Genomic DNA, 13,738 nt, shown 5'->3' with positions numbered 1-13,738 from the left:
TATTAGGCACGCCGCCAGCGTTCGTCCTGAGCCAGGATCAAACTCTCCATAGAAAAGTTATCCTTAGCTTCTTTACGCTTTTCGCTTCGTTCAGTTTTCAAGGAACATCTTGTCGCTTTTGAAGCGACCCTTTCAATATAGCATTTACTGTTTTTCTTGTCAACACTTTTTTATTTTTATTTTTTCACAAACTGCTTGTTTCAATCAGCAATAAGTATATTATCAAAAACCAATTTGCTCGTCAACTGTTTTTTAAAAAAAGTAAGGCTTGGAGGTAATGATCCAAGCCTCTTCATCCATAACTATAGTAGTTACTCAACTAAAAACGCAAAGTACAAAATGAAAACAACAAATAAACCATACATAATTGGATGAACTTCTTTTGCTTTACCTTTTGCAATCATCGTAATTGGATAGAAAATAAATCCGATCGCAATTCCTGTTGCAATACTATACGTTAAAGGCATTGCAATTAATGTTAAAAATGAAGGAACAGCAATTTCAAAACGAGTCCATTCGATTTTTCCTAGCGATGATACCATCAGCACACCAACAATAATTAATGCCGGTGCTGTGACTGGTGCTGTCACAACCGATAACAGCGGGGAGAAAAATAACGCAAGTAAAAATAAAATCGCTGTTACGACAGAAGTAAAGCCTGTACGCCCACCAGCCGCTACTCCAGCTGATGATTCAATATACGATGTTGTCGTAGACGTTCCTAAAATTGCTCCAACAACCGTTGCACAAGAATCCGCAAAAAGCGCTTTTCCTGCTCGTGGCAGTTTATTCTCTTTTAATAACCCAGCTTGATTGGCGACCGCCACTAGCGTCCCGGCAGTATCAAAGAAATCGACGAATAAAAATGTTAGCACAACAGCTAGCATTTTAATATTGAAAATTTGGTCGAGATGTTCAAAAGCTACCCCAAACGTAGGCGCCAAACTCGGTACAGAACCAACTACTTTTGTTGGTACATCGATTAATCCCGCAATCATTCCAACGATAGCTGTAACTACCATTCCAATGAAGATTCCGCCGTTTACGCCACGAACCATTAAAATAACAGTAATGATTACTCCGAAAATAGCCAACAATGTATTCCCGTTTGTTAAATGACCTAAACCAACAAGAACGGCATCGTTATTTACAATAATACCTGCGTTTTGGAATCCGATAAACGTAATAAATAATCCAATCCCTGCTCCAACTGCATATTTTAAATCTTCTGGAATTGAGTTAATGATTTTTTCACGAACACCACTTAGCGTAAGCAAGATAAAAATCATCCCAGACATGAGGACGCCAGATAAAGCTGTTTGCCAAGGAATCCCCATCGTCAATACAACAGTAAAAGCAAAGAAAGCATTCAATCCCATCCCCGGTGCAAGCGCAATTGGATAGCGCGCAATCAAACCCATGAGTAAAGATCCAACAGCTGCTGCAATCGCCGTCGCCGTAAATACTGCCCCTTGATCCATTCTCATTTCATTTGGCAAATCTGGTACAGCACTTAACGATAAAACAGCTGGATTAACAAATAAAATGTAAGCCATAGATAAAAACGTCGTTAAGCCTGCGATGATCTCTCTTTTGTAATTCGTGCCGAGCTCATCGAATTGAAAATACTTCTTAATCACTTTAAGTCCCTCCATATGTTGTTAATAAAAAGAAAAACGCTTCTAGCAAACTACCAGAAGCGTGACTATGATGCATAATGCACAGAACATAGAGAGGAATCAAGCAGATTCCTCTCCCCCACATTACACATCGTAGTCAAGCTATTTACGGTAGCTTGGTAGAGACTCTCGAGCCATATTCTCGAGATTATACGATGTATCCTCTATTTATTTTACACATACATTCTATCAAGCATACTCGACAAAGTCAAGATAAAAAACGAACATTTTTTTAAATAAAAAGATTTTTGTTCGTTTTTTACTCCCATTCGATCGTTGCTGGTGGTTTGCTTGTAATATCATACACAACACGGTTGACGTGAGGTACTTCATTAACAATACGCGTTGAAATGACTTCAAGCACATCCCAAGGAATACGTGCCCAGTCTGCTGTCATGCCGTCAATTGATGTCACTGCACGAATACCGACCGTATAATCGTACGTACGGGCATCTCCCATCACTCCAACGCTACGAATGTCAGGGAGTACAGTGAAGTATTGCCAAATATCACGGTCAAGACCGGCTTTTTTAATTTCTTCACGTAAAATCGCATCTGACTCCCTAACAATTTCTAACTTTTCTTCTGTCACTTCACCTAGCACCCGAATGCCAAGCCCTGGTCCTGGGAACGGCTGACGCCATACAATCTCGTCCGGAATGCCTAATTCTGTACCGAGTGCACGCACTTCATCTTTGAAAAGTGTATTTAGCGGTTCGATTAATTTAAATTTCATATCTTCTGGTAAACCACCAACGTTATGATGTGATTTAATCGTTTGAGCCGTTGTTGTGCCGCTCTCAATAATGTCGGTATAAAGCGTACCTTGTACTAAAAATTCAATACCATCTAGCTTTGCTGCTTCGTCATCAAACACGTAAATAAACTCATTCCCAATAATTTTTCGTTTTTGTTCCGGATCACTTACACCTTTTAATTTATTTAAAAACCGTTCTTTTGCATCGACTTTAATGACGTTCATATGGAAACCTTCGCGGAACGTTTTCATGACACTTTCCGCTTCTCCTTTACGAAGCAAACCGTGGTCAACAAAAATGCACGTTAGCTGATCGCCAATAGCACGATGAACGAGAACAGCCGCTACCGACGAATCAACACCGCCACTTAGAGCACAAAGCACTTTTTTATCACCGACAAGCTCACGAATTTTACGAACTTCGTGATCGATAAAGCTTCCCATTGTCCAATCGCCTTTACACTCACAAATGTTAAACACGAATCGTTTTAACAGCTCATTTCCATATACAGAATGGCGCACTTCTGGATGAAACTGAACGGCATAAAACTTTCTCGTTTCATCGCTCATCGCGGCAATTGGGCAAGATGGGCTCGTTGCATCAACAGTGAATCCTTCCGGTGTTTTTGTCACTAAATCCCCATGACTCATCCAAACAATTTGTTCTGTCGGTAAGTCGCTAAACAATCGAGAGACGCGTTGCACCGCAATCGTTGCTTTTCCATATTCCCGATGGGTCGCTTTTTCCACTTTTCCACCTAAATGATGCGTCATTAACTGCATTCCATAACAAATACCTAAAATCGGAATTCCTAACTCAAAAATGGCCGGATCGCACGTAAATGCTTGTTCGTCATATACACTATTTGGACCCCCTGAAAAGACAATTCCTTTTACGTTCATTTGTTGAATTTGTTCAGCTGTAATCGTATGTGGATGCAGCTCACTGTACACACCAAACTCACGAATACGGCGTGTAATTAACTGATTGTACTGACTCCCGAAATCTAAAACGATAATCATTTCCTGCTGACTCAAACGAAATCACCCCATCTACATATAATAAAAAAGCTAGCATTCATACCCCCGCATAAAAAAACGAAGGCAGAATTCTAGCAATACAGAACACTGCCTTCGTAGTCGGGTCATTTACGGTGTCCCGGTAGAGACTCTCGAACCATATTATCGAGGATATACGAAGGTGAGCATCTTAAATTTTAGTCCATTCTACCAACTCTATTCCTCATCGGTCAAGATGTCATCTTTTTTATTAAATTTTCTAACAATTGACAACGATATGTAGCTTGCATATGATATATGAGCAAAAATCGTAGGAGAATGCACATGAGTCAATCGAAAGCACTGCTCGGTTCATTTACTCAAGCGATAGGTACTGTCACCTCAGCTGTCGGAAGCATCCCTTTTTTAAACGATAAAAAACAGTTCGCTCTTGATTTATGGGGAAACGTATTGCAAGCAACAGGAAACGCCCTAGAGGCAGATGCTGAAATGCCTGATACGTTAGGTGTATATGGAAATAAAATTCAAGCTATTGGCAATATTACCGTCATCGCTGGACTGTTAAGTAAGGATGGAAATAAACTAGAAATTACAGGAAATTGGTTTCAATCTTTAGGAGGACTCATTTCATTTGCAGATGATTGGGGAGATAAGCAATCATCTGTATTAAGCCCAATTGGAAATTTACTTCAAGCGATCGGAAACGCCTTACAGGCCATCGGCGGTATATATGAAGAAAGAGGAAATAAAACCGAAGGACAGTCGCTCGGCATTATTGGATCATGGGTTCAAGCTATTGGATCTATTCTTTGTTTTTTAAGTCAAATAGAAAAAAGACTACCCCATCGAAAGAAGGGGTAGTCTTTGTATAATTACATCATGCCGCCCATGTCAGGCATGCCAGGTGTACCTTTGTTTTCTTCTGGCTTGTCAGCAACTACTGCCTCTGTTGTTAAGAACATAGCGGCAACAGATGCTGCGTTTTGAAGCGCAGAACGAGTAACTTTTGTTGGGTCAACAATACCCGCTTCGATCATGTCAACCCACTCGCCAGTTGCTGCGTTGAAGCCAACGCCAGGTTTTTCTGTTTTTAAGCGCTCTACGATGACAGAGCCTTCTAAACCAGCGTTTTGTGCGATTTGACGAACTGGCTCTTCGATCGCACGAAGAACGATTTTCACACCAGTTGCTTCGTCGCCTTCCGCTTCAATAGCCGCAACTTTGCTGTATACGTTCATTAACGCTGTACCACCGCCGGCAACGATACCTTCTTCAACTGCCGCACGTGTTGCGTTCAATGCGTCTTCAATGCGTAATTTGCGCTCTTTCAATTCAGTTTCAGTTGCAGCACCGACTTTAATAACCGCAACGCCACCAGCTAATTTCGCTAAGCGCTCTTGTAATTTTTCACGGTCAAATTCAGAAGTTGTTTCTTCTAATTGAGCGCGGATTTGGTTGATGCGTGCTTGAATGTCTTCTGCACGACCAGCGCCACCAACAATTGTTGTATGTTCTTTTGTTACAACAACTTTCGCTGCACGACCAAGTGAAGCAATTGTTGTTGATTTCAATTCACGACCTAATTCTTCTGTGATGACTTCACCGCCTGTTAAGATCGCGATATCTTGAAGCATCGCTTTACGACGGTCACCGAAGCCAGGCGCTTTTACTGCAACTGCTGTGAATGTACCACGAAGTTTGTTTACAACTAATGTTGCAAGCGCTTCGCCTTCTACATCTTCAGCAATGATTAATAATGGTTTACCTTGTTGAACAACTTGTTCTAATACAGGAAGAAGTTCTTGAATGCTTGAAACTTTTTTATCTGTAATTAAGATGTATGGATTTTCTAATACAGCTTCCATTTTGTCAGAATCCGTAATCATGTATGGAGATACATAACCACGGTCAAATTGCATACCTTCCACAACATCTAATTCTGTTGTGAAGCCTTTAGACTCTTCTAATGTAATTACGCCGTCTTTTCCAACGCGTTCCATTGCTTCTGCGATTAATTGACCAACTTCTTCGTCAGCCGCAGAAATCGCTGCAACTTGAGCGATTGAGTCTTTGCCTTCAATTGGTTTAGAGATTGCTTTTAATTCTTCTACTGCAACAGCAACAGCTTTTTCAATACCTTTGCGAATACCCATTGGGTTCGCACCAGCTGTTACGTTTTTCAATCCTTCACGAATCATCGCTTGTGCCAATACAGTTGCTGTTGTTGTACCGTCACCAGCAACATCGTTTGTTTTGCTTGCTACTTCCGCAACAAGCTTCGCACCCATATTTTCAAACGGATCTTCTAATTCGATTTCTTTTGCGATTGTTACACCGTCATTTGTAATTAATGGAGAACCAAATTTTTTCTCCAATACAACGTTACGACCTTTTGGACCTAATGTTACTTTTACTGCATCAGCTAATTTATCTACACCGCGTAACATCGCACGACGAGCTTCTTCGCTGAATTTAATTTCTTTTGCCATACATCTTACCCCCTTGATGATCATTTTTTGTTAAGTATTTTTGTATGCTTTATATGTTATCAGGCGAACGATTAACCAATCACAGCTAAAATGTCGCTTTCACGTAAAATTAAATATTCTTTTCCTTCATATTTCACTTCTGTACCCGCATATTTTGAGAAGATGATGCGGTCACCAACGCTTACTTCTGGAGCTACGCGTTCACCATTATCAAGAACGCGGCCTGAACCAACGGCAACAACTTTTCCTTCTTGTGGTTTTTCTTTCGCTGTGTCTGGTAAAACAATTCCGCTCGCTGTTTTTTCTTCAGTTTGGATTAATTCAATCACAATGCGATCACCTAGTGGCTTTAACACGGCAAACGACCTCCTTAATTAGATTTTCGCTCCGTTATTAGCACTCATCATTATTGAGTGCTAACACACTTATTATATTAATGAACTTTTTTCAATTTTGCAAGTAGGAAGTTAAAAATTTTTCACTAAATCTTTCCCTTTTTCATTATGTCTTTCCTTTCGAAATTCATACAAAAAATATGGTAAAATGAAAAAGTACTCATTTTGTCAAAAGGGGTTGAACACGTGAAAAAGCAATATTGGTATGTCATTATTACATACATCGCCATGCAGTTATCTAGTTTAATTGGCGTTCCTTTGCTTGCACATAGTGGATTTGTTGACGCATCAAATAAAGAAGTCGCCCTATCCATTGCCTCAGGTTATTGGGCTGTCATTAGCTTCTCGATCGCTTTTCTTTTCGTTCTTTATTTCATGAGAGAAGATATGAAATATTCGTACGATCGCCATCAAGCATCTATCGGAACGTCAATTTTTTGGGGAATTGGCGGGTTCTTTCTTGCCCTTTTCGCTCAAGGCATCGCAGCAAATATTGAGATGCACGTATTTGGCGTCGAGATGGGGTCCGAAAATACGAGACGCATCGTTGAAATGGTGAAGCTAACACCAGCGCTTATGCTCGTCACTTCGATCGTCGGACCGATTTTAGAAGAAATCATTTTTCGAAAAATTATTTTTGGAACGCTGTATCAAAAATATAACTTTTTCTTATCAGCAACTGTCAGTTCCCTTTTATTTGCTGTCGTGCATTTAGAGTTTGAACATTTGCTTCTTTATGCAACGATGGGATTTGTATTTGCTTTCTTATATGTGAAAACAAAGCGTATTCTCGTCCCTATTGCAGCACATGTACTGATGAACACATTTGTCGTTGCTATTCAAACGTTATTTGCTGAAGAAATTGAAAAGATAATGAAAGAAGCAGAACAAATGCAATTCGTGATTTGGAGGCTGTTTTCATGAAGTCTGAGCCGTTGTTTTACTTTTTGATGGGCATTTTATTCACTTATTTTGCTGTTGATAGTGCTGACGATGGCATTTGGGACGTCACAACGATGCTATTTATTCTTATTGCTACATTAGATTTTGGCACCGCTATTCGTTCTTTATTGAAAAAAACCTCCCGCTCGTAAATGGGAGGTTTACTCATTTCCGTAATGTTTTAGAAAGTAAACAAGTGACTGCAATTCGACCGCTAAATCAATATGATGAACACGAATGTGTTCAGGTACATGCAGACGAGCAGGCGTGAAGTTTAAAATCCCTTTAATGCCTTTTTGGACAAGCCGATCGGTAATCGGTTGGGCAACTTGGGCTGGAACGGTTAAAATGGCTACCGTAATCCCACCTAGTTTTTCTTCCAATTCATCTAAATGATAAACAGGCACTCCTCCTACTTCCGTTCCTACTTTATCTGGATCTACATCGAATGCCATCACAATTTTCGTATTATTGTTTTTGCTAAAATTGTAATTTAAAAATGCCGTACCTAAATTACCGACACCGAACAACGCTACTTCTGTCGTTTCATCTTGATCCAACGTTTTTCTGAAAAACGACAGCAAATAATTTACATTATAACCGTATCCTTTTTTTCCAAGCGCACCAAAGTATGAAAAATCACGGCGAATCGTTGCTGAATCGACTTTTACGGCTTCACTTAACTCCGCTGAAGATACACGCTGCTTTCCTGATGCATGCAAGTTTTTCAAAAAACGATAATACAACGGTAGTCGCTTTGCGGTCGCCTGCGGAATTTTTGGTTGTTCATTATTCACGAGTCAATCCCCCACATTTCCTTTCACAAATAGTTAGCGCTTTCATTTTTCTCTCCTATACGTCTGAAAAGTTCTCCCCACTTTTAAACTATACACTATTTTTTTCATTCTGTCTTTCCTTTGTACCCTTTATTATTATTTTTGTCAAATTTGTTATTCGCACACTAGTGTTGCCGAACATCAAGAAAGTACGTTACACTATCAAAAGAAGATTGAGGTGAAAAATGATGATCATTTTACAAGTAAATCAACTATCCAAATCATATGGGGCGGAACAAGTTTTATCAGACATAAAACTTGAAATACAAGAGAAAGACCGTATTGCGTTAGTTGGAAGAAATGGAGCAGGAAAATCGACATTATTAAAAGTCATTGCCGGACAGTTGTCATACGACACAGGCGAAATCATTAAACCAAAACACGTAACGATCGGTTATTTAGACCAATACACAGGCTTGCAAGCACATCGTTCCATTTGGGAAGAAATGCTCGATGTGTTCGCCCCTCTTCAACAAATGGAAAAACAATTACGTGAACTAGAACAACAAATGAGCTTGCATGATGCTGACTACGAACGATTATTAGAACAATATGATCGTTTACAAACGGAATTTAAAGAAAAAGGTGGCTACCAATACGAGGCAGATATTCGTTCTGTTCTTCACGGTCTTCGCTTTTCACAGTACGATTATACAACAAAAATATCCACATTAAGCGGCGGACAGCGAACAAGACTTGCACTAGGAAAATTGCTTCTTACTAAGCCGGATTTACTCATTTTAGACGAACCAACGAACCATTTAGATATGGAAACGTTGCAATGGCTTGAACAATATTTAAAAAATTATGATGGGGCCATTCTTATCGTCTCACACGATCGCTATTTTCTTGACCAAATCGTGACACAAGTGTATGAATTATCACGCACAAAAATAAAAAAATACGTTGGAAACTATACAAGCTACTTACAACAACGAGCGGAGCAATTTGAACAACAACTGAAATTGTATGAAAAACAACAAGAGGAAATCACAAAATTAAAAGATTTTATTCAACGCAATATTGCTCGTGCATCAACAACAAAGCGAGCACAAAGCCGTAGAAAGCAATTAGAAAAAATGAATATCATTGAAAAGCCGCTCGGTGATGAAAAATCGGCATCGTTTCGCTTCGAAATTGAACGCCCAAGCGGAAATGACGTATTAACAGCTACTAATTTAGCCATTGGTTATGATCAAATCATCGCAACAAACCTCTCATTTCGTGTCACTCGCGGTGATAGCATCGCACTTATTGGGCCAAATGGAATTGGAAAATCGACGCTTTTAAAAACGATCATTAAGCAACTCCCTGTAAAACATGGGGAACTACGCTACGGAACAAATGTACAAATTGGGTATTACGATCAAGAACAATCTCAACTAACATCGAACAAACGTGTCATCGATGAACTATGGGATGAAGATCGATTAAAAACGGAAAAAGAAATTCGCACGATTCTCGGAAACTTTTTATTTTCTGGTGACGTTGTATTGAAGCCAGTGCAAACATTAAGCGGCGGTGAAAAAGCCCGGCTCGCTCTCGCCAAACTAATGATGAAAAAAGCGAACGTATTAGTTTTAGACGAGCCAACGAACCATTTGGATTTAGATAGCAAAGAAGTGCTAGAACAAGCACTCATTGAATATCCTGGGACAATTATATTCGTCTCTCATGATCGTTATTTTATTAACAGAATCGCAACAAAAATATATGAGTTATCCACAGACGGTCTCATTGAATATTTAGGGGACTACGATTATTACGTAGCGAAAAAAGCTGAGTTGCTTGAGCTTGGACAAATTAGCCAGAAAGCTAAAACGGACGAATCGTTGTCACCAAGACGTTCGTATGAAGAAGAAAAAGAACGAAAAAAACTAGAACGGCAACGACAACGAAAAATCCAACAGCTAGAAATGGAAATGGAGCAACTCGAGCAACAAATTGCAACGTATGAACAACAATTATATGATCCTTCCTGCTACAACGACTATGAAAAAGCCCGAGATACACAAGCGAAAATTGAACAACTGAAACAAAAATTCGATGAATTATTCGAACAATGGGAACTTTTACAACAATAATGATGAGCTAGCTCCATTTGTGGACTAGCTCATCTTTTTACACAAACATATCCACAGAAAAAACATCTAAATATAAGTTATTCACGCACTTTTCCACATTATCCACAATACAATTAAAAAATTTGTCTATTTCTTTGTGGTTAACTCGTTATGATAAAATAACATATAGTACACGTTTTCCACATTATCCACAAACGTGTGGATAAAATAATCCACAAAAAAATGCCCCTGTTCACAGGGACACGGACTACAACAGTAGACTTGGATTCGCATTTAACGCCATGGTCGCGCGCTTTCCTTGTTGAAATAATACTGTCCCAGCTGCCGCAATCATCGCCGCATTATCTGTACAAAGGGACAATGGCGGAATGACAAGTTCTACCTCTGGTAATTGCTCAACTTGTTTTTGTAATTGTGTGCGCAATCCTTCATTTGCTGCGACACCACCAGCTAGCAATATTTGTTTCACGTCGTAATGCGCAGCTGCTTGTATCGTTTTTCCTACTAATACTTCAACAACACTTGTCTGAAAACTTGCTGCCATATCTTCAGGCAAAATTGTTTCTCCACGCTGTTTTGCATTGTGCAACGTATTAATGACCGCTGATTTTAATCCACTAAAACTAAAATCATACGAACCTTCTTCTAACCACACACGAGGCAAATCAACGGTCGGTTTTCCTTGTTTGGCCAAACAATCAATATGAGGACCTCCCGGATAAGGAAGTTGCAATGCCCGTGCAACTTTGTCATACGCTTCCCCAGCCGCATCGTCTCGCGTCTCACCAATGACTTCAAACACTCCATGCTCTTTCATATAAATGAGCTCGGTATGCCCTCCTGACACAACAAGAGCTAATAGCGGAAATTTCATTTCTTGTACAAGTTGATTTGCATAAATATGCCCTGCGATATGATGCACGCCAACAAGAGGAATGCGATGCGCAAAAGCCAATGCTTTCGCAGCGTTCACACCAATCAATAGCGCGCCAACTAATCCCGGACCTTCTGTTACCGCAATTGCATCAATTTCGCTAACATCCATATTTGCCTGCTTCATCGTTTCTTCTAACACGAGCGTGATTTGCTCAACATGGTGACGCGATGCAATTTCAGGAACGACCCCACCAAATCGTTGATGACTTTCCATTTGTGAGGAAACAACGTTAGCTACAATTTCACGTCCATTTTTCACAATGGCAGCTGCTGTTTCATCACAGCTTGTCTCAATTCCAAGCACAAATATATCTTTTTCACTCATAATTTCACCCACATTACTAATGCATCTTCTTGGTTATCTGAATAGTATCGCTTACGAATACCGCCATTTAAAAAGCCAAGCTTTCGATATAATGATTGTGCAACGGTATTCGACACCCGCACTTCCAATGTCATCGTTTGGGCTCCTTCTTCTCTCGCTAACGCCATCGCCTGTTTCATTAGCGCTTCTCCTAATTTTTTACCACGAAATTCCGGCAACACCGCAATGTTTGTAATATGCGCTTCATCCATCACTAACCACATGCCACAGTAACCAATAATTTGTCCATCATGCTCCATCACAATGTAGCGAGCATATCGATTATTTGTCAACTCTTGATAAAAGGAAGAACGACTCCATGGGAGCGTAAATGAAAGCTGTTCGATTTCCACAATGCGATCGAGATCTTGAAGCGTCATAAACCGAAAAGAAGCATTCACTTATCATTCCGTCCTTTCTTGCTGACGAGCAAGCCAATTCGCTTCCGCCTCTGCTAAACGAATATAGTTTGGCACAAATGTATGAATGTCTTCCGGCTCGCGATTTATTCCTAACCACGCGAGCTCACTTGGGCGCGGATTGTGAAGTGTCTCTGAAGCCACTTGGACAGAATGACCTAGCGTCTCAACAAACGTTGCTTCATGTAACACACTATCATTTCCAACTAATAAAATGGGTTGATCATATGCTTTTAATTCATTTGCCCAATCGGTAGCTAAAATAACTTGATCAGCTACAATCGATTGAATATCCCCTCTTACAGCTTGATAAAGGCCTGTATAAATTTGTCCTCGCCGCGCGTCCATTAACGGAACAACGAGACCTTGAAAATATTTTGCGCTTGCTGCCATCACTTCTAAACTTGATACGCCGACAAGCGGAATATTTAGCGTCCAAGCAAGCGTTTTAGCAATTGTCACCCCAATGCGAACACCTGTATATGATCCAGGGCCTTTCGCAACAACAATTCGCTCAAGATCTTTTGGACTCATGTCACATTCTTGAAGCAGTGCCTCAATCGCAGACATGACTCGTATCGAATGATTTTTTTTCAAATTTGTAATGATTTCCCCTTTAACAATTTGTCCATCAACAACAGCGATCCCCATAACAAATGTCGATGTATCAATGGCTAACACTTTCATCGCTAAAAATCTCCTTACATAGCTGTTCATAACGTTGACCAATGGGTGAAAATCGAATAATTCTAGATTCTCTATCGGCATGGTGAATCGTAATATGTAAACGCTCAGGCGGCAAATATGGCTCAATTAAGTGTGCCCATTCGACAACGGTTACACCATCACCGAAAAAATATTCATCGAAACCTAAATCTTCTTCACTTTCTGCTAAACGATATACATCCATATGATACAAAGGAAGACGCCCTTCGTATTGTTTAATAATATTAAAAGTCGGGCTGCTGACATTGCGGTTAATTCCTAATCCTTTTGCTAGTCCTTTCGTAAACGTTGTTTTTCCTGCTCCTAAATCACCTTCTAACGTAATAACGTCTTGTGGCTGAACGTACCGAGCAAGTTTCATTGCTAATGCGAACGTATCTTCAGGATGATGTGATACATATTCATATGTTTTCATCGTTCATTCCCCTAATTAAATAAAATCAACATACAAAAAAGACCTTAGGATCGCTCTCCTAAGGAAATGCTACACATATAAGTGTACACGAAAACAAAACATAAAGCAAAAAAGGCATAAAAAAATACGAAACTTATATCGTTTCGTTTCATTGGTTGCGGGGGCAGGATTTGAACCTGCGACCTTCGGGTTATGAGCCCGACGAGCTACCTGGCTGCTCCACCCCGCGGCAATACAAAACAAATATAATAATGCCCGGCAACGTCCTACTCTCGCAGGCGGTGTCCCGCCAACTACCATCGGCGCTGGAGAGCTTAACTTCCGTGTTCGGGATGGGAACGGGTGTGACCTCTCCGCCATCGTCACCGAGCAATAATGCTTTAGACAAATGTTATTATAACGGAATATTTTTTGTTGTCAAGCCTTTTTTATTCCTTCAAAACTAGATAACAGGGCTTGGCTGAACAGTCGCCTTCGCTTTTCTTATGTCTAGCTTCGAACTAACATCCTCCTACGCCTTTCGCTTTTTCCGTTCGACGTGCACGCACGTCTTCGTCAAAAGCTCTCGGCTCTGTCGGATGTTTCCTTGGCTTCGCCAAGGACCGTTCTCCGCTTTTCTTGTGTGTTTAGTTAAGTCCTCGATCGATTAGTATCCGTCAGCTACACGTGTCGCCAC

The 13,738-nt window shown here is 40.2% G+C and carries 13 protein-coding genes, 1 tRNA gene, 1 rRNA gene and 2 riboswitches; of the genes, 4 read left to right on the top strand and 11 right to left on the bottom strand.

Going from position 1 to position 13,738, the window contains the following annotated elements; genetic code table 11:
• Nucleotides 1-311 precede the first annotated feature (311 nt).
• Together CS060_RS12915 and guaA are read right to left on the bottom strand one after the other, a co-directional pair.
• A complete protein-coding gene (locus tag CS060_RS12915; protein ID WP_035049006.1) occupies nt 312-1,637 on the bottom strand; it encodes an NCS2 family permease in 1,326 nt (441 codons plus the stop codon).
• 116 nt (nt 1,638-1,753) lie between these two features.
• Nucleotides 1,754-1,855: riboswitch (purine riboswitch) on the bottom strand.
• 83 nt (nt 1,856-1,938) lie between these two features.
• Nucleotides 1,939-3,459 carry a glutamine-hydrolyzing GMP synthase gene (gene guaA / locus CS060_RS12910; protein ID WP_035049009.1) on the bottom strand — a complete coding sequence of 507 codons (1,521 nt, stop codon included), beginning with the start codon at nt 3,457-3,459 and terminating at the stop codon, nt 1,939-1,941.
• Nucleotides 3,460-3,553: 94 nt separating this feature from the next.
• Nucleotides 3,554-3,655, bottom strand: a riboswitch (purine riboswitch).
• A gap of 125 nt (nt 3,656-3,780) precedes the next feature.
• Between guaA and CS060_RS12905 the strand changes: the two genes are divergently transcribed.
• Nucleotides 3,781-4,317 (top strand): DUF6944 family repetitive protein, encoded by a 537-nt coding sequence (locus CS060_RS12905; RefSeq protein ID WP_035048994.1) that lies wholly within the window; start codon nt 3,781-3,783, stop codon nt 4,315-4,317.
• An 11-nt stretch (nt 4,318-4,328) separates the two neighbouring features.
• On the opposite strand, the gene groL is transcribed toward CS060_RS12905, so the two are convergent.
• Nucleotides 4,329-5,945, bottom strand: a complete 1,617-nt coding sequence (gene groL, locus CS060_RS12900) for a chaperonin GroEL (RefSeq protein ID WP_009362638.1) — start codon at nt 5,943-5,945, stop codon at nt 4,329-4,331.
• Between the two features lie 71 nt (nt 5,946-6,016).
• Nucleotides 6,017-6,301 (bottom strand): co-chaperone GroES, encoded by a 285-nt coding sequence (gene groES, locus CS060_RS12895; protein WP_035048995.1) that lies wholly within the window; start codon nt 6,299-6,301, stop codon nt 6,017-6,019.
• A 225-nt stretch (nt 6,302-6,526) separates the two neighbouring features.
• Between groES and CS060_RS12890 the strand changes: the two genes are divergently transcribed.
• Nucleotides 6,527-7,264 (top strand): CPBP family intramembrane glutamic endopeptidase, encoded by a 738-nt coding sequence (locus CS060_RS12890; RefSeq protein WP_009362637.1) that lies wholly within the window; start codon nt 6,527-6,529, stop codon nt 7,262-7,264.
• Complete coding sequence (locus CS060_RS12885; RefSeq protein WP_009362636.1) at nt 7,261-7,434, top strand: YdiK family protein; 174 nt, start codon at nt 7,261-7,263, stop codon at nt 7,432-7,434. The genes CS060_RS12890 and CS060_RS12885 overlap by 4 nt, the downstream gene beginning before the upstream one ends.
• A gap of 9 nt (nt 7,435-7,443) precedes the next feature.
• On the opposite strand, the gene CS060_RS12880 is transcribed toward CS060_RS12885, so the two are convergent.
• Nucleotides 7,444-8,079 (bottom strand): redox-sensing transcriptional repressor Rex, encoded by a 636-nt coding sequence (locus CS060_RS12880; RefSeq protein ID WP_009362635.1) that lies wholly within the window; start codon nt 8,077-8,079, stop codon nt 7,444-7,446.
• Between the two features lie 227 nt (nt 8,080-8,306).
• Between CS060_RS12880 and CS060_RS12875 the strand changes: the two genes are divergently transcribed.
• Nucleotides 8,307-10,202 carry an ABC-F family ATP-binding cassette domain-containing protein gene (locus CS060_RS12875; RefSeq protein WP_035048997.1) on the top strand — a complete coding sequence of 632 codons (1,896 nt, stop codon included), beginning with the start codon at nt 8,307-8,309 and terminating at the stop codon, nt 10,200-10,202.
• A 247-nt stretch (nt 10,203-10,449) separates the two neighbouring features.
• Here the strand turns inward: CS060_RS12875 and tsaD are convergent, their stop codons facing one another.
• From tsaD to rrf, 6 genes are all read right to left on the bottom strand, one after another.
• The gene (gene tsaD / locus CS060_RS12870; RefSeq protein WP_035049011.1) at nt 10,450-11,463 is read right to left on the bottom strand and encodes a tRNA (adenosine(37)-N6)-threonylcarbamoyltransferase complex transferase subunit TsaD; all 1,014 of its coding nucleotides are present in this window, start codon (nt 11,461-11,463) and stop codon (nt 10,450-10,452) included.
• The gene (rimI, locus tag CS060_RS12865) at nt 11,460-11,903 is read right to left on the bottom strand and encodes a ribosomal protein S18-alanine N-acetyltransferase (RefSeq protein WP_082180295.1); all 444 of its coding nucleotides are present in this window, start codon (nt 11,901-11,903) and stop codon (nt 11,460-11,462) included. Before rimI ends, tsaD begins: the two co-directional genes overlap by 4 nt.
• Nucleotides 11,904-11,906: 3 nt before the next feature.
• Entirely contained in the window at nt 11,907-12,608 is a 702-nt protein-coding gene (tsaB, locus tag CS060_RS12860) for a tRNA (adenosine(37)-N6)-threonylcarbamoyltransferase complex dimerization subunit type 1 TsaB (protein ID WP_035049000.1), read from the bottom strand.
• Entirely contained in the window at nt 12,589-13,062 is a 474-nt protein-coding gene (gene tsaE, locus CS060_RS12855) for a tRNA (adenosine(37)-N6)-threonylcarbamoyltransferase complex ATPase subunit type 1 TsaE (protein WP_035049002.1), read from the bottom strand. The genes tsaB and tsaE overlap by 20 nt, the downstream gene beginning before the upstream one ends.
• 152 nt (nt 13,063-13,214) lie before the next feature.
• A tRNA-Met gene (locus CS060_RS12850) sits at nt 13,215-13,291 on the bottom strand.
• 24 nt (nt 13,292-13,315) lie between these two features.
• A 5S ribosomal RNA gene (gene rrf, locus CS060_RS12845) occupies nt 13,316-13,432 on the bottom strand.
• Nucleotides 13,433-13,738: the final 306 nt, after the last annotated feature.

It is taken from the genome of Anoxybacillus flavithermus, assembly GCF_002742685.1.
GTDB classification, from domain to species: domain Bacteria; phylum Bacillota; class Bacilli; order Bacillales; family Anoxybacillaceae; genus Anoxybacillus; species Anoxybacillus flavithermus_E.
Note: the sequence above shows the minus strand (reverse complement) of the source record. Positions and strands in the feature narration are given on the sequence as shown.